This window comes from Shewanella sp. ISS20 (genome assembly GCF_056522965.1).
On sequence record NZ_JAWRZK010000001.1, the window covers coordinates 1,227,689 to 1,244,555 of the forward strand.

At 46.4% G+C, this 16,867-nt stretch carries 14 protein-coding genes, 1 tRNA gene and 2 CRISPR repeat arrays (1 of these 17 only partly in view); of the genes, 13 read left to right on the forward strand and 2 right to left on the reverse strand.

The genetic code is table 11. The features are described from left to right. The first annotated feature begins 175 nt into the window (after window positions 1-175). The 10 genes from AC1HDP_RS05630 (at window position 176) to AC1HDP_RS05675 (ending at window position 9,551) form a co-directional block, all read left to right on the forward strand. A complete protein-coding gene (locus tag AC1HDP_RS05630; protein WP_479637980.1) occupies window positions 176-370 on the forward strand; it encodes a DUF2986 domain-containing protein in 195 nt (64 codons plus the stop codon). A 356-nt stretch (window positions 371-726) separates the two neighbouring features. After that, window positions 727-1,203, forward strand: a complete 477-nt coding sequence (locus tag AC1HDP_RS05635; protein WP_240778922.1) for a L,D-transpeptidase family protein — start codon at window positions 727-729, stop codon at window positions 1,201-1,203. Between the two features lie 7 nt (window positions 1,204-1,210). Then, entirely contained in the window at window positions 1,211-1,777 is a 567-nt protein-coding gene (locus tag AC1HDP_RS05640; protein ID WP_479637981.1) for a VOC family protein, read from the forward strand. Window positions 1,778-1,781: 4 nt separating this feature from the next. Then, a complete protein-coding gene (locus AC1HDP_RS05645) occupies window positions 1,782-2,390 on the forward strand; it encodes a DUF938 domain-containing protein (RefSeq protein ID WP_479637982.1) in 609 nt (202 codons plus the stop codon). A 52-nt stretch (window positions 2,391-2,442) separates the two neighbouring features. Beyond that, entirely contained in the window at window positions 2,443-3,288 is an 846-nt protein-coding gene (locus AC1HDP_RS05650; RefSeq protein ID WP_479637983.1) for a D-hexose-6-phosphate mutarotase, read from the forward strand. A gap of 225 nt (window positions 3,289-3,513) precedes the next feature. After that, window positions 3,514-7,053 (forward strand): intermembrane phospholipid transport protein YdbH family protein, encoded by a 3,540-nt coding sequence (locus AC1HDP_RS05655; RefSeq protein ID WP_479637984.1) that lies wholly within the window; start codon window positions 3,514-3,516, stop codon window positions 7,051-7,053. Further along, window positions 7,050-7,235 carry a YnbE family lipoprotein gene (locus AC1HDP_RS05660; protein WP_479637985.1) on the forward strand — a complete coding sequence of 62 codons (186 nt, stop codon included), beginning with the start codon at window positions 7,050-7,052 and terminating at the stop codon, window positions 7,233-7,235. Before AC1HDP_RS05655 ends, AC1HDP_RS05660 begins: the two co-directional genes overlap by 4 nt. A 12-nt stretch (window positions 7,236-7,247) precedes the next feature. Further along, window positions 7,248-7,565, forward strand: a complete 318-nt coding sequence (locus tag AC1HDP_RS05665) for a YdbL family probable chaperone protein (RefSeq protein WP_479637986.1) — start codon at window positions 7,248-7,250, stop codon at window positions 7,563-7,565. Window positions 7,566-7,891: 326 nt separating this feature from the next. After that, window positions 7,892-8,977 (forward strand): AI-2E family transporter, encoded by a 1,086-nt coding sequence (locus AC1HDP_RS05670; protein WP_479637987.1) that lies wholly within the window; start codon window positions 7,892-7,894, stop codon window positions 8,975-8,977. Window positions 8,978-9,224: 247 nt separating this feature from the next. Continuing rightward, a complete protein-coding gene (locus tag AC1HDP_RS05675; RefSeq protein ID WP_479637988.1) occupies window positions 9,225-9,551 on the forward strand; it encodes a hypothetical protein in 327 nt (108 codons plus the stop codon). 85 nt (window positions 9,552-9,636) lie between these two features. On the opposite strand, the gene yejK is transcribed toward AC1HDP_RS05675, so the two are convergent. Then, window positions 9,637-10,665, reverse strand: coding sequence for a nucleoid-associated protein YejK (gene yejK, locus AC1HDP_RS05680; RefSeq protein WP_479637989.1), 1,029 nt, complete (start codon window positions 10,663-10,665; stop codon window positions 9,637-9,639). A 71-nt stretch (window positions 10,666-10,736) separates the two neighbouring features. On the opposite strand from yejK, the gene AC1HDP_RS05685 reads away from it, so the two are divergent. The 3 genes from AC1HDP_RS05685 (at window position 10,737) to AC1HDP_RS05695 (ending at window position 13,015) form a co-directional block, all read left to right on the forward strand. Beyond that, a complete protein-coding gene (locus AC1HDP_RS05685; protein WP_140932880.1) occupies window positions 10,737-10,955 on the forward strand; it encodes a YejL family protein in 219 nt (72 codons plus the stop codon). Between the two features lie 63 nt (window positions 10,956-11,018). Next, window positions 11,019-12,800 carry a DUF3413 domain-containing protein gene (locus AC1HDP_RS05690; protein WP_479637990.1) on the forward strand — a complete coding sequence of 594 codons (1,782 nt, stop codon included), beginning with the start codon at window positions 11,019-11,021 and terminating at the stop codon, window positions 12,798-12,800. 138 nt (window positions 12,801-12,938) lie between these two features. Next, window positions 12,939-13,015: transfer RNA gene (locus AC1HDP_RS05695), tRNA-Pro, on the forward strand. 134 nt (window positions 13,016-13,149) lie between these two features. Continuing rightward, window positions 13,150-14,677: direct repeats of the CRISPR family, unit length 28 nt; unit sequence TTTCTAAGCTGCCTGTGCGGCAGTGAAC. A gap of 44 nt (window positions 14,678-14,721) precedes the next feature. Here AC1HDP_RS05695 and AC1HDP_RS05700 read toward each other — a convergent pair. Further along, window positions 14,722-16,253 (reverse strand): IS3 family transposase gene (locus AC1HDP_RS05700; RefSeq protein ID WP_479637392.1). Its coding sequence is split into 2 segments (ribosomal slippage): window positions 14,722-15,809 and window positions 15,809-16,253, totalling 1,533 coding nucleotides; the frame shifts between segments, so codons are not numbered across the junction. 95 nt (window positions 16,254-16,348) lie between these two features. Then, a CRISPR array of direct repeats spans window positions 16,349-16,867; the repeat unit is 28 nt; unit sequence TTTCTAAGCTGCCTGTGCGGCAGTGAAC; it runs 2,752 nt beyond the window's last position.

The following is a 16,867-nucleotide window of genomic DNA, read 5'->3' on the forward strand; positions in this document are numbered from 1 at the left end:
AAAAATTGCGGATGGCGAGTATACGTCAAGTCACAGGGGAAGATCACTGTGTTTACCACGGCGGGTTGACGCTAATTTTTTGCTAAGGCGGCCAATTTTAGATACACTCGCCCGCCTTGGCGAACAATAGTCATACTAGAGCTATTGGTTCAGTCCCAACCGCGTAATTGAGCACATGAATAAAAAGCAGAAAATCATCAAGAAAATGGCTAAGCGTACTAAAGCACGTGAAAACCAAAAAGAGCATCCAGTCCAAGGCGGCCTGAAAGCTAAATATATCTCTAAAGCTGAGCGCGCCAAAATGGAAGCGGCGCAAGCTGTCGCGACTGATGCGCCAGCTGAAAACTCGACCCCAGTCAGCGAAGACTAAGGGTGTGTGACAGCCCTCTTGGTTCGGCATGTAAGTGCTGAGCCAAGAGGATTAGTTTGACCTAGTACTACCCCCTCAAATCTGTACTCCCCATCGATAGATTGAACGCACCCCACGGTTAAACATCAGCGCAACTCCACCACTAAGTACCCAAGACGCCCGCACTAAATAGTGCAAGCAAGGCTATACCTCGCTCACCATGGCATTAAATTGAGATAATTCCTTACGATAAAAAAGTGCTTAATGGCATCATTCAGTATGATGAACAAAAGCTTATAATTGCGTATGATAGGCTTTTGCTAATACATATAGGGAATGAGTTTGTGGATAAACCATGGTTCAGCGTTGCCACTAGGATAGGGTTGGCGGTGACATTATTGATAGCTAGTCATGCAGTCTCAGCAGCGATTGCGGTTGATCTCGTCAAGGTCACCAAATCTGCCAATAAAATGCAATTGCTGCATCAAGGTAAAGTTGTCAAAAGCTACCACGTTGCCTTTGGTGATAACCCTGTGGGTCACAAACTCAATGAAGGTGATGAGCGCACGCCAGAAGGCCGCTATATTTTGGATTATAAAAAAGCCGATAGCGCCTTTTATCGCTCAATTCATATCTCCTACCCTAATGATGCCGATAAAATTCGTGCCCGTGCCTTAGGCTTAAGTGCCGGCGGCCTTATTATGATCCACGGCGAGAACCCCAACTCCAAATTATCGCCCCTAGAGCAACAGCAATATAATTGGACCAACGGTTGCATTGCTGTCACCAACAAAGAAATGGATGAGTTGTGGCGAATTCTGGATGTTGGAACCCCCATAGAAATTTACCCTTAAGGAAGTTATGTCGTTTAAGCAACTACTGCAAAGCTGGCCCGCCTTTAGCCAGCAAATCACCGCCTTTAGTCAAGAGCTGGGACTTGACTCCTTAACGCTGCATTGCGATCACGCGGCGCTGCGCGTCAATGATTTTGATAAGGCGTGCCAGTTACATTTAGATGTTGCCAGCCAAGGCGAAATCTTATCCAACAATATCATCAATGGCCGGCCAATCATTATCATTAAGTTAGATGACGGCCTGCCATTTAATCAGCAAATAATTGATTGTATTGAACTGCCATACCCTGGTGAAAAACAATATCCCGCTGAAGGTTGGGAGCACATCGAATTAGTGCTGCCTTGCCAAGCCACCACCACTCAAGAGCTATGTGAAGCCTTGATTGCGCGAGTGCCAAGTATTGCCCGCATACTTAACGGTGAAACCGCCATCAAGGTGAAATTGAGCTCGCCGCAAGGAGAACACGAACGCTTAGTCAATCCCACCATAGCGTTTAAGCAAGGTAACTTGTGTATTAAGGTTCATCCGGCCAGTATCGAAGCTGTGATTTTATCCGAGCAAGCGCTGGATTAAGCGAATGACACTGCCCTTCTCGCACAGCTGTGAAAATAATAAAGCGCCCATATTAGCCGTGATTGCGCCTATGTTAGGCCATTGTACTGCTGTGCTAGAAGTTGGCAGTGGCACAGGTCAACATGCCGCATTTTTTAGTGCCGCCTTGCCCCATATTCAGTGGCAATGCACAGAGCAAACTGAGTATATTGATGGCCTCACTCGCCGTGTAGAGCATGAGCTACGCATAGCACAGGAAGGGCGTAATAATCTCCCTACGCCTTGGGTGTTAGATGTCAATCACTGGCCGCCCATGGCGACTGTCGATGCGATTTATAGCGCCAATACTTTGCATATTATGGACGAGTGCAGTGGTCAAACCTTTATTCAGCAAGCCGCGGTACACTTACCCGCGCAAGGGCAATTGTTAATTTACGGCCCGTTTAAGCGCCATGGCGCCCACACTTGCGAGTCGAATCAACAATTTGATCAATTTTTACAACGCCGTGATCCAAGTAGCGGTGTGCGCTGCTTAGATGAGGTTTCACAACTAGCTCAGTCATACGGCTTAATGTTACAGTCAATACACTCATTGCCTGCCAACAATTTATTAGTGCAATTCATTAAAACTTAAGCACTCCTTTTTTTTAGCCTCAGCTAATGCACATGATTATTAAGGACAATTAATGGCTTCAATCACAACTAAAACCCATGCCAATGGCTTAGAGTATGTCGATATCGACACAGCTCTGTGTAGCGCTCGTATTTTTATGCAAGGCGCGCAAATTGATCAATTTCAACCTAAAGGTCAAGCGCCGATTTTATGGGTATCGAGCGCCGATGATTACCAAGCTGGCAATGGTATTCGCGGCGGGGTACCTGTGTGCTGGCCGTGGTTTGGCATGAATACCACGCCAAATTGGCCACAACACGGCTTTGCCCGCACGCGCTTATGGAACTTGCAAAGTGCTGAAGTAGAAAAAGACGTTGCTAAGCTTACTTTTGTATTAACTATCAATGAGCAAGATAAGCAGTATTGGCCCCACGACACCCAAGTGTCTATGGTGTTTGAATTAAGTGAGCGCTTAAAAGTGAGCTTAATTAATCACAATACTGGCCTTGAAACTGTCTCCTTCACCCAAGCGCTACATACCTATTTTGCCATTGATGATATTCACCAATTACAAGCCAGTGGTTTTAGCGGCTCTGAGTATATTGAATTTGCTAAGGGACCTTATCAGCAGCAAGGCGATACTGTGAGCTTTGATAAAGAAACCGACCGAGTTTATACCAAGCTTGGGCCACAGCAATTACTGCATACCCCCAATGGCACTATCGTCGTTAAACGCAAAAATAGTCAATCGGCCGTTCTGTGGAATCCATGGATTGAAAAATCCACTTGGTTGAGTCGTTTTAATGATGATGACTATTTAACTATGGTCTGTCTGGAAGCCGCTAACGTGTTAGAGGATAAAGTCATGTTGGCCGCTGGTGAAACTCATTGCCTCACGACTGAAATTTATTGGCAATAAGCGATACACTTAAAAACTGACAACGCGGCGGGGTTACCTTAGGTTGACCCCGCCCTACGCTCAGCAGTCATTCATTGACATAATTTATCAATAACACCCATATCGCTTTTAAAGATAGTGCTTTTACCGATAGAGCCTATGCAGATAAAGTCTATACAGATAAGTAGTTACCAACCGCCATCAATCTAAAACTACACCTAAGTCATGAGGCATAAGTCACGAGCCATGAAACCGCACGCAGATAACAACCCGCCTTCCACCTCTGCCGGTGCCGATACTCAGGCCGCAACTCCTTGTGAACCAGTCAAAACACGCCGCGCCTTACTCATTACAAGTCTGCTCATATTGGTGTTGTTAAGCCTAATGCTGTGGGCTTGGCTTAAACGCGATACCTGGTTAAGCGCTTTAATTAACCATGAATTAACCCCCTACGCTATCCGTTTAGCGTCCTTGCAAGGCAGTGATATTCATTGGCGCGGCGGCCTAATATTGACTCTCTCATCAAGCACTATCCATATCGACTTACCTGAGCATGCTTTCACGCCCACCAGCCCTCAGGCGATGAATAATGCAATCAACAATTCTGCTATCGCTAATCCTATCAACTACCCTATCGACAGCATTATCAACATAGATGGCAGTCACCCTAGGTCCGATAAGGCAATTGTCATTAGGCTTAATGAGCTTGAACTCGATTTAAGCCAAGCGCGGCCCCGCGTTAGCGCAGCCAATATTGTTATCCAGGCGCCTGCCAAGTTAAATCAAGCCATGGTTACTGAGGTTATGGCACGGTTTCAAACCAACACCTTAGCATCACAATCAGCACCACTCCAGCCAACAGCCTTATTGCCATTGCCATTGCCAATCGATATTAAGGTTAATCAAGCTCAGCTTGGCCTAGGTAAGTTGACTCTAATGCTCGATAAACTCGAAGTCACAGATGATGCACTCGCCCTTAATCTCATGGTAAAGCCGATGGCTAACCCCAGAGGCAATGAAGCAGCGCCTTCAACCCTGAGCCTAAGGTGGCAACAACACAAGGGGCTAACTTTAGAGAGCAACCTATCCTTTGCCAGTCTGTTAGCGCAAGTTAACTTCTTAATCCATCAAGGCAGCTTCCCTGAATATTTGCAGGATAATAACGCCCTTAGCGCATTGCGCCCTTGGCTGTGGCAAGGTGATGATGCGCGCCTCGAAGGTGTTGCGAGCGTTATGCTGACGAGCCATGCTGACTTAAACCATTGGTTTGGGAGTAATGAGCCTAGCATCACAGGCCAACTGCAATTAACCGAGCTTAACTATCGCCTTGATAGTGAGCTCCTCATAACAAAATTAGCTGAGCTATTGCCGCTATCACTCATGCAACTAAAGATGCAGCCAGCGGATCCATCAACACCAGCACCAACACCTGTAAGCGGTGATGTTCTATTTTCAATAGCAAAGTTCAGCGGCCAGATATCGGCGCAGCAAGAATTAGCCTCTGCTATTGATTTAAAAAGCATGGATTGGCAAACGTTAGATTGGCAAATTGAGCCCGCAAGTGTGCAACTGCTATTGCCACGAGCAATAGATAACGCCTTAGCTTTGTGGCTACAACAGCATATGGTGCCAGAGTTACATCAGCAGCTCCCGACAGAATGGCAATGGCTCGCGACTAGCCTCCCCTGGCTAGACATAGCCTCTAGCATCGCCGCATGGCAGCTAACATGGGATACCCCAATGACAGGCGCTGGAATGAATAGCGTGAGTGTCGATGACATAAGTTTGCAGCAGCTACTAGCTGCTGACGCCAACAACACGGCTGCTGCCATAGGCAAAACCAGTGCTAGCCCTGATAACATCAAATCCGAATTTAGGCTAATGACTAAGCTGTCACAACTGCGCTGGCAAGCCCCGCAGTTAAGCGCTAATTATCAGGCAGAGGCAAGCCTTAACCATTGGCAGATAGCGCATATTGCGCCGTTAACGGTTAAGGCCCTGATAACGCCGCTACAAATGAGTATTAACGGTACATTGGGTGCGACCATAGCAAGCAATTTTGCTCCGACATCAATAAATTCAACGTCAATAAATCCTGTGCCAACAAGCCCGGTAGCAATCAACTCAGTGCCCACAAGCCAAATATCAGCCAGCCAAACTCAAACCGCAATTAACTGGTGGCATAGTCAAGCCATGATGGCCTTAGAGCTTAAAATTAATGAGTTAGACATACTTGATAAGCGCTTACTTACCCAGGATAAGGTCAGTGGATTGGAATCGACCCAATTTAGCGTTAAAGGTGAAGAGTTACATGCTCAGGCTAAATGGCAACTGAACCTGCAGTCGCAAGCTGCAGTTAGTTTAGTGCCCAATTATCATAGAATTGATTTAGGCCCAGTGATGATTGAAAAACAGCTTAAACATCAAAAGCAAGGCTTAGTGCCACGCTGGCGTTTGAGCCTACCATCGAGCCAATTGATATTATTGCCCGCTGCTGACACGGGCAATAACGCTAACGCCAATCTCACCCCCTATCCGAATGCGACATTAACCCATCAATTTGAGCTGGGATTAGTCACAGAGCAAGTGCTATGGCAAAGTTATGCTGAGATCTTTCACCCGCAACTGTTATCAACGACTGCGCCGCGCCAACAACATAAAATTGTCAGTCAGCATGCCATTAATCATCTTGGCCTGCATGCCAGCATTGACTATCACAGCGGCGCGCGCACCCGATTAAGCAGCCAAGCCTTGTGGCAATTAGATGCACTGAGCGTATCAAGTCAGCAAGCACTTAACATCAATCCCGCCCGTAACGAGTGGCAAGTCACTGGCGACTGGCAGCATCAATCCAGCCTTAAACAGTGGCAGCCATTATTGAGCCGCGCTAGCCGTGAATTAATCAACAATTTACAAGGCGATTTATCCTTTACTGGCGCGTTTACTTGGGGCAACCACACGCCTTATCAGCCCCTGACCAACACCTTTGCCATTGAGCTTAATCACATCAATGGCGCAATCGCCCATGTTCCTATCGATAACGCCACGATTAAGCTGCCGTGCACGCTCCATGGTGCGCTGCAACCGCTATTGAGTGCCAATATCGATTGCAATATCGCCCTCAGTGCCAGCGCCATTAATCCTTTCACTGTGATTGAAAACATTGATTTTAGCGGTAAGCTAACCGCGAATCTTGGCGGCCTTGATAGCAATCAAGCCAAAGCTGAATTACAAGGACAAGGCCAACTGTTAGGTGGCGATGTCCTCATCCCGTCGGTGGTGGTCACCAATCAACAGCAAGCCAGTTTATACCTACTGCTACAAGACTTAGATTTAACTCGTATTATGGATAAACAGCGCTTGCAAGGAATACATGCCAGCGGCCGGATTGATGGCGTCTTGCCAGCATTTTATCAAGATGGCAAGGTCAGCATTAACGGCGGACGCTTAGCCGCGCGCCCCCCAGGCGGTGAAATTAGCTTGCAAGATAATGAAAAATTTCAGCAACTAGCAAGCAGCGAGCCGCAACTCGCCTTTGCCCTAGATGTGCTTAAACAGCTAAATTACCGCGAATTATCCAGTAGCTTTGAGATGGATAATCACGGCGAAGCGCAATTAAAGATTCACTTAGAAGGGAGGAGCCCCAGTTATCAGCGCCCGATAGTATTCAACTATCATCAAAGCGAAAATATGCTTAAGCTGATTGAGAGTTTGCAAATAGGCAATCGACTCGAACAAGAGTTGCAACAAAAAATCAATGCTGAACCCAGCAAGGAGCTCCAATGAAACTGCACCTGCCACTGGCTGCTGCCGCCCTATTATCGCTCGTGGCTTGTAGTCCGACGGTAAAAATAGAGCCGCCCGATAAGCCCATCACTATTAACCTCAACGTTAAAATCGAGCACGATATTAAAATCAAGGTCGATAAACAGCTCGATGACTTATTAAAAAATGACCAACTCTATTAGTGCGAGGATAATATGAAAACAATGTGCAGCGCCTTGTTGGCGTTAATGATGAGTTTCTCGGTGTGGGCGATGGATTTAACCGAAGCCAAAAATGAAGGGTTTTTAGGTGAGCAGCGCAATGGCTACCTAGGCGTAGTCAACGCCAACGCCGCCGCCGAAGCTATTATGCAGCAAGTGAATGCAAAACGACTGGCCGCCTTTAGTAAGATTGCCAGCCAAAATGGGATAGGTGTTGATGATGTTGCCGCCCTTGCCGCTCAAAAAGCCATTGCCTCAGCCCCTGCCGGCACTTATGTGCAAACCAGTAGTGGCCAATGGCTCAAAAAATAATCCAGCATTGCTCGCGTTAGCAGCCTTTAGCTTGCCTTAAAGGCTGCGTTGATTTATCTCGCCAAGCGGTTTTTCATGCCAGTAATTTGAGCCTTGCCAACACGGCATGACTTGACGGTATGACTTGGTTAGTCCGTTAACGGCAGTCATCGTGATTAAGCGGGCCTAAGTAGCCCAAGTGCCCGTCGTTTTAGCAAACCGCCAAACCTAAGCCCATGAAGGATGCTGAGCTAAAATCAATTAGTTAGATTTTATTTGTCGCCGCTAATGACTCGTGTTTTAATCCAAGCTTAACCTTTTTCTTTCCCCATTTTGGAGCCACGGTTTTGATAAACAGCCTAAAACTGCAACCCCGGCATATGGTATTAATGCTGGCCTTAGCTGTTGCCACCTACGCCTGTTACTTATTAGTGGCCCCTTATTTAGGTTCAATAGTACTGGGCTTTATTGTGTCATTACTATTTTTGCCTGTGCATAGCCGCATTTTAAAGCTCATGCCTAACTGCCCCAATATAGCCTCTAGCCTATCTTGCACCTTACTGACTGTGATGGTGCTAATCCCCTTGTTATTGGTGGCTATTGCCATCGTTGATCAAGGGGTTAATTTTATGAGCAACGCCTATCACTGGTTAACGGGCGGCGGCGCTAAAGAGCTATTAAGTCATCCTTGGGTGCAAACGGGTTTTGAATTACTCAACAAATGGTTGCCGTTTGATACCATTAAACCTGAGGAATTTGCCCAGCGCGCGGCCAGTCTAGCCACGGAAATGAGCAGCACCTTAGTGGGGGCTAGCACCAGTATTGTGGGTAACCTGACAGACACTATTTTAAGTTTCTCATTAATGTTATTTGTGCTGTATTTCTTCCTGCGCGATCAAGAAAAAATCATAGATAACATCCGCCATATCATCCCGCTGTCACGCTCACAAGAAGACCAAATTCTTAATGAAGTAGAATCCGTGGCTAAATCTGCGGTATTAGGCTCGTTTTTAACGGCCTTAGCCCAAGGGATGCTCGGCGGTATCGCTATGGCATTGGCGGGATTCCCGGGATTATTCTGGGGCACCATGATGGCCTTCGCCTCATTCATTCCCTTTGTCGGCACCGCCATGATCTGGCTTCCCGCGTCGATTTATTTATTCCTTATCGGTGAATGGCAATGGGCGGTGTTCTTAATCGCTTGGGGCATAGTCGTCATAGGCTCAATAGATAACTTCTTGCGTCCTTGGCTAATGCAAGGCAATACAGGCATGAGTACCTTATTGCTGTTTTTCTCATTGCTCGGCGGCCTGCAATTATTTGGCTTAATTGGCTTAATTTACGGCCCGATTATCTTTGCCGTCACCTTGGTATTGTTTAGATTGTATGAAGTGGAATTTGAAGGTTTTTTAACCCAACAAGACAATGATTAGCGCCAAGTGAGTATTAGGGTTTAGGTGTTATAAGCACTTACACCGGCAAGAATAACAACGCCGACTATCACTGTCGGCGTTATTTTTTCAGCAACTTTGGCGCAGCTATCTTTTAGTGGCATGGTTATCGAGCGCCTAAACCATAGTTAACGCAACCGCTGCGCGAGTAGTGGTAAGCTCTTACAAACATAAGTAAAGCACACCCACAGTTCACTATTCATAGCGCCTTTTTAACGTAGAGCTTGCCATGATCCACATATCAAAAGTAATGAATGTTATCGAGCAGCAATTAGCTAGCATGCAACCACAACAAGCTGTGCAGTTTAAGACTTATAAAAGAGATCGCGGCTTCATGATTTATTGCGTCAACGCCCAAGAATTTCAGCTACTTGAATTTGGCTTCAATCACGCACACTTGACTGGTGATGCAGACTGTATTTATAAACATGCTAAAAAGTGCCTAAGACGGGAATTTCCACGCAGTAATCAAGTCTGGGTTGAATATTTTGAGCAATTAGCCTCAGTGCAAGCGCAGGATCAACATAATCCCAAGCAAGCCAGCCTATTTGAATAGCTACTTCACTAAAATAAATAGGGCAACCCGCGCCCTATTTATTCAATGTCGATAGTTTTTAGCGTTAGCCGCTCACTATAAGTGATTAGCCTTTATGGTTGCGTCTATCGAGCTGATCTTTAAGATTGGCTGGCACACCTTTAATTAATAAGGTGTCAGAAATGGGGTCGTAAATGACGCGATCACCTAAATGGCCACCATCGAAACTGAGAGTGATACCGCCGCCTGTGCCTGAAAACTTTTTCAGTTGGCGCAAGGTAGCTTTATCAGCTGGGAAGGCATCATCAAGTTCATAATCACCAGTGCTGGCAAAATCATAAAATGAATCCATGCCAGAATCAGCCAATTCATCGGCCAAGTCTTTCATGTCAATGTCATGACCTGTATCAAAACGCTCAGCGCAATATTCAAATACCTTATTACGGCATTCTTGCTGCTCAACTTTAGTTAACTCACTGCCAGCGACAAAATCTTCAACCGCATTCATCAGCGATTTGTTTTGTGCCTTAGGATTAACCCCTTCCACACAGCCCATAAAATCAAGGAAGAAGTCAGCCACTTTACGACCCGCACGGCCACGAATAAACGAAATATACTTTTTAGAATCCTTATCCGTTTGCCATTCGGTTAAATCAATCCGGGCCGCCAACTGCATATTGCTTAAATCTAAGTAATCAACCTGAGTTAATTCCATATCATCAAGCACTGTCATTGACGATTTAGCATTGAGTAAGGCAACAAATAAATACTCAGTCGCGACATTGGCGTAACTGGCAAGCAGTAAAAAGCCACCATGACTGAAATCGTATTTAGATAATTCTTGTTGTAATAATTGCCCAGCTGCCGAGCTAAACTCGACAAATCCGGTCTCGCCTTGGCGATAGCTGGCGAGTTTTTCAGCAAACTCTGGGTTGGCTTCACCATCATTATCAGGCACACCAAAATAACCAAAACCTTTGCCGGCTTTGCTGGTGTAACTGCGGTGCAGCTCTTCTAGCATCTGAGCCACAGCCTGTCCGTTTAATAACGGCTGGGGACGTAAACGACAACTCAGTTGGCCTGCGCCATCCTGGGTAATTTCATGAATAATTGCTTGATCGATCTGAATACTCATAAGCCTGATAGTGATAGCCGTGTAAATCGGCTATTATATGCCGCTATACCGTTTTAAAGTGAATTATTTCTATGGCTATTCAATCAAAATACACCAACATCCAAGTAGAATCTCTGATCGCCGAGCTTATGGCCGTGATGGATAAGCACCAAGCACCGACCGACTTACGTCTGATGGTGTTAGGCAATTGCGTGACTCACGTGTTAGAAACTCAAGTGGCAGCAAAAGCGCGCAGCACTGTGGCTGAGCAATTTGCCAAAGCGTTAGAAAAGTCAGTTAAATCAAACTAAAACTGGCGACATAACGCAATTACAGCATAAGATACACAAGCAAAATAAAGATCTTGGAGCATCATGGTAGAGCGACAAAAACAGCTGGTGCGAGATAAAGTCTCCCGCCTAGTGAACTGGGGACACTGGTTCGCTTTCTTTAACGGCATACTGGCGATGATTATCGGCAGTCGTTACATTGAAACTGTTGGCAGTCCCGATACCTGGCTAGGCTGGCTCTATCTGGCTATTAGCACCATAGGCCATTTCAGCTTCCTCGCCTTTATTGTGTATCTTGTGCTGTTGTTCCCCATCAGCCTGTTATTACCCTATTCCAAGATATTACGCGGCTATAGCGCCATTGTGGCCACCTTATGCTTATGTATCTTGTTATATGACACCATTATTTTTGATGACTATGGTCTGCACCTTAGTCCATTTGTGTTTGATTTAGCGTGGGTTGACTTACATTCCTTACTCAAAGGCACCAGCTATATAGTGACGCCTATCGTCATTTTAGCACTGGAGTTAACGGCGGCGAATTTCTTATGGAAGCGTATCGATAAAATCCAAAAGCGCCATATTGGCCCTAAAGTTGTAGCCTTAGTCGGACTGTGTTTTATCGCCAGCCATGTGATCCATATTTGGGCTGATGCTACCGATGTCACACCTATTACCCGTTACGATCAAACCTACCCCTTGTCATACCCTGCCACCGCTCGCACCTTTATGGCGCGCCACGGCATCGAAAATGACTCCCGAAATCGCAATATGAAACTAGATATTCAGTTGCACTATCCAGCGCAAGCCTTGCAATGCGATGTGACCACTAAACCTAATATCTTACTGATTACTATTGATGGCCTACGCGCAGATTTTGTTACGCCAAGCACTATGCCATTTTTAAATCAGTATGCAGCTAACAATATTGCTTTTACAGACCATTACAGTGGTGGCGTTGATTCTTCTAGCGCTATGTTCTCACTGCTTTATGGCTTACAAGGCAGCTATTTAGACGCCGTTGAATTTCAAAATATGAGCCCGCTACTGACCCAAACCTTAAAGCACGCAGGTTACCAGCTCGGATTATTTGCGCAATCGCCAAGCCTGAATGCCCCTGAGCCTAAGGCCATATTTAACGACTTTAGTCTGCATCAAAGTGACTCAAACGCCAGTATTGCTGATGCTGACTTGCAATCCCTTAGCGCGTTTTCGGCTTGGAAAGCCAAAGAAACTACCCCATGGTTTGCCTTAGTGGATTTAGCATCGCCAGAAAGCTATGACACACCGGTCGGTTTTGTTGGTATACCAACAGTGAGCCCACCGACTGAACTAAAAGCCGCGGAGCGAGTGTTATTCAATCAATACCGTCAATCACTTAACTTTATTGACCAGCAATTAGCGGCGCTGTTACCCAGCATCAATGACAATACCTTAGTCATAATTACTGGTATTTCTGGCAAAGTCTTTAGCCTAAATCAGGATGAAAACCGCGAGTTATCACCTGATAATGTCAAAGTGCCGATGATCATCCATTGGGCTGGTAAACCTGCGCAGCAAATTAGCTATGCGACCAGTCACCATGGCTTAGTTAATACCTTGATGCAGCAAGTATTAAACTGTGATGAAGCCAGCTTGCAATACACTGCTGGGCGCAAACTATTAAGCCCGAATCAAGACCCATGGATTTATATTGGTGATAACCGAATTTTTGCGATTTACCAGCCAGCTGAAATCACGATAATTAATCGTCATGGTCAATATTCTATCTACGACAAAGCTTATCAGCAGCAATTACATAAGAAACTGAGCGCACCAGAGCTTATCCAAGTGATGCGCGAAGGCCGACGTTTATACAAACATTAAGCTTAATTTTTGCATACATTAATGACGGTGGCAAAATAGCCAGTTAACTGAATTTATTGCATTTTGTTCTTGCACTGCTATCTGGCTCTTGCTAAAGTTCTTGCCATCAGTTGCGGCTCAGCCCACTGATTTGGTTTTCGGTATGTAGCGCAGCCCGGTAGCGCACTGTCATGGGGTGTCAGGGGTCGGAGGTTCGAATCCTCTCATACCGACCAAATTCTTGTGAAAAGGCTCACTTCATAGTGAGCCTTTTTGCTTTCTAGCGTTTGTGTTTATTACCGCAATGACTCCCAAAAAATTACTGAGCGACAGTGAAGCGGTACTTTTCCTCGGACGCTAGCCACCTATTTTTCTAAGCTGCCTGTGCGGCAGTGAACTTTTGTCGCGTTGGTTTCACTGGGCGCCTGTCTTTCTAAGCTGCCTGTGCGGCAGTGAACCGTAGCGCCAGCCAATGTGCCCACGTCGGCATTTTCTAAGCTGCCTGTGCGGCAGTGAACATGGCAGAGTTGCATTTATTGACCCAGCAACATTTCTAAGCTGCCTGTGCGGCAGTGAACATAAATGCTTCAAAAAGAATGACCATCAGCAATTTCTAAGCTGCCTGTGCGGCAGTGAACTATCCATGCGTATAAGGCGCCACATTCTCATCTTTCTAAGCTGCCTGTGCGGCAGTGAACGCAAGAAGCAAGTGAAAGACTCAGGGATTGAATTTCTAAGCTGCCTGTGCGGCAGTGAACACACTTGAGCAATCACTAGTTGAAGTCGTGCATTTCTAAGCTGCCTGTGCGGCAGTGAACAGCTGTACAGTTTGCACTTGAATTTATGCAGATTTCTAAGCTGCCTGTGCGGCAGTGACCCCCTCTTCAGAAGTGCTAGGCGTCTCTGTTAATTTCTAAGCTGCCTGTGCGGCAGTGAACCGATGATAAACAATTTCAAACGGATAGGGTCGTTTCTAAGCTGCCTGTGCGGCAGTGAACATCACTGGTGAGTTTTATGAGAATGGGCATCATTTCTAAGCTGCCTGTGCGGCAGTGAACCATCAGTCCCAGCTATTAGATAACATGTATCATTTCTAAGCTGCCTGTGCGGCAGTGAACATACCCACGGTGCCTTTGTTCAATTTCGATACTTTCTAAGCTGCCTGTGCGGCAGTGAACTGACACTAGCTAACATATCATAATCATAATTTTTTCTAAGCTGCCTGTGCGGCAGTGAACTTGCTTACTCACTGGACAATCTTGCACAGAGTTTTCTAAGCTGCCTGTGCGGCAGTGAACAATTAAATGTTGGCTTTGGTAATATTGCGGATTTTCTAAGCTGCCTGTGCGGCAGTGAACAGCAAATGGTTAAAGAGGATGTTACTGTTAATTTTCTAAGCTGCCTGTGCGGCAGTGAACTGACACGCCTAACTTCTATAGCGTCACGAATTTTTCTAAGCTGCCTGTGCGGCAGTGAACTAAGACAATCACTAGCCAGTTGCTTACTCACTTTTCTAAGCTGCCTGTGCGGCAGTGAACAAGGATTGGTAAGCGTTGGTTTTGATAGCAAATTTCTAAGCTGCCTGTGCGGCAGTGAACGCAATGCTATTGATCATGGTGTCGCATATGCTTTTCTAAGCTGCCTGTGCGGCAGTGAACCTGTGGGTCACGTTATCGGCGCGACTCGTGACTTTCTAAGCTGCCTGTGCGGCAGTGAACAAAGCCAGCGGTTAGGCTGGCTGGTTATGACATTTCTAAGCTGCCTGTGCGGCAGTGAACTCCGATTGCGGTCGGAGTGATAGCGCTCCAGATTTCTAAGCTGCCTGTGCGGCAGTGAACAACAAAGACTCGCTAGAACAGGATATTGCCAATTTCTAAGCTGCCTGTGCGGCAGTGAACACTAACAAAAGCGGTGTTTTTCAAGGTAGTTGTCGCTTGAGCTATTAAGCTGCCTCTTTTTTCCTCTCCGGATTTAGATCCACATCGCCAACATGATCCCAGTTCCTAACCTCTTTGGACCAGCGATTTGGATTCAGTGTTCTTGCCTTTGCATACAACTCTGAACGATTAGCCAGTATTGCCTGATCCTCACCTTTATGTCGCTGCGCTGGGGTGACAAATTTTATCCTGCTGTGACGATGCTCAGTGTTGTACCATTGAACAAAGTCTCTGACCCAGGCCCTGGCATCGTCCAGTGTTTTAAAGCCTTCACTCGGCCATCGACGACTGTATTTGACTGTGCGAAACAGGGATTCTGAGTAAGGATTATCATTGCTGACACCTGGTCGGCTACGTGAGCCAACAACTCCCATTTCCATCATCTTTGCTTGCATGGTCAAACTCTTCATTGGGCTGCCATTGTCAGAGTGCAAAACAATCTTTTCATTGACGCATTTCTCAGACCATAAGGTGCGTTCCAGAAGGTTGGCTGCATGCTCACCCGACTCGCTGTCATGCACTTCCCATCCCACCACTTTGCGGCTAAATATATCCATTATCATATACAGATAGAAAAACCGACCAATGACTGTTGAGGGGCAATACGAAATATCCCAAGTCCACACTTCACAAGGCCCTGTAGCGGTAAACCCATTTGGTTTTGCTATGCTCCCTTTAGGTTTAGCCTTGCCCCTGTGTTTCAGCTGATTATGGGCTTTGAGGATACGATAAAAGCTCGATTCCGAACCCAGATACACGGCTTCATCAGCCAATATCGGTACGATTTGGCTGGGTGACAGGCTGGCAAATCGCTCCTGGTTACTGATGTCTAATATGGCTTGTTGTTCCGCTTCTGTTAACTTGTTAGCAGGCACGGGTCTGGCCGCCTCTGGCCGTTTATCTGCACTGACACAACCCGTTTCCAACCATCGTTGTAATGTGCGTAGGGATAATCCGATTTCCGCACAGGCTTTATGCTTTCTCGCACCTGCGCTGACAGCATCATCAACCAAAGATACATAGTATTGCCTATCTGAGAGCGTGGTTAATTGTCCTCGTCTTCCCCCCAGTAGGCATTTAACTTTTTTCTGAGCACCAGAAGAGCTGCGGTTTCGGCCAAGGCTGCATCTTTCCGTTTTAACTCTCTCTCCAACTCTTTAATGCGTTTTTTGTCGGCTTTACGCTCTTGTGCCTGCTGCTTGCGCTTCTGTGCCTCGGTCTGATTACCTGAAATACAGCTCAGTTTCCATTGCTGGATTTGCTCAGGAAACAGTCCTTTCTTGCGACAATACTCACTTAACTCAACTGCCGACATTGCGGCCGTTTCTATCACCGCAGAAAACTTCCGCTCCGCGGACCAATCATCTGGTTCATTACTTTTTGTCAAACTGAAATCGGCCTCTGCATACTTTTCCCGCCAACCATACAGAGTAGAAAGACTAATACCTTCTCTCTGTGAAAACTGACGCAATGATAAACCGCTTTCCATCAACTTACTAACGACTGCTTTTTTGTGCGCTTCAGGATAATGTCTCACTCAAACCTAACTTCCGCCTCCTGTCCAATAGTATTAAAAACTGAGGCGACAACTATCCTGACACAGGGGGAAAGCCCCCGCAGCAAGTTTGCGGGTTTCTAAGCTGCCTGTGCGGCAGTGAACACCTTAGAGAAGCTTCAGAGCGTGCCCTGAATTTTCTAAGCTGCCTGTGCGGCAGTGAACGCTCGCCCATCCTTAGCTTATCTGACTTGCTATTTCTAAGCTGCCTGTGCGGCAGTGAACACCATATCTGGGAGGGCAAGCCAACTGGTTCATTTCTAAGCTGCCTGTGCGGCAGTGAACGATTACTCGATGCGTGAAATGCAATTAGTGAATTTCTAAGCTGCCTGTGCGGCAGTGAACGAGAATGAGTTAGATAACACGTATCAGCGCTGTTTCTAAGCTGCCTGTGCGGCAGTGAACAATTGCGGCCATAGCCATCGGTCAGTACCAAATTTCTAAGCTGCCTGTGCGGCAGTGAACTTCGGGACGCGCAAGACATAACCCAGGGAATTTTTCTAAGCTGCCTGTGCGGCAGTGAACCAAGCCTGATTTTTGGCGCGTCTGCTGCTAAATTTCTAAGCTGCCTGTGCGGCAGTGAACTTGCTTATTCA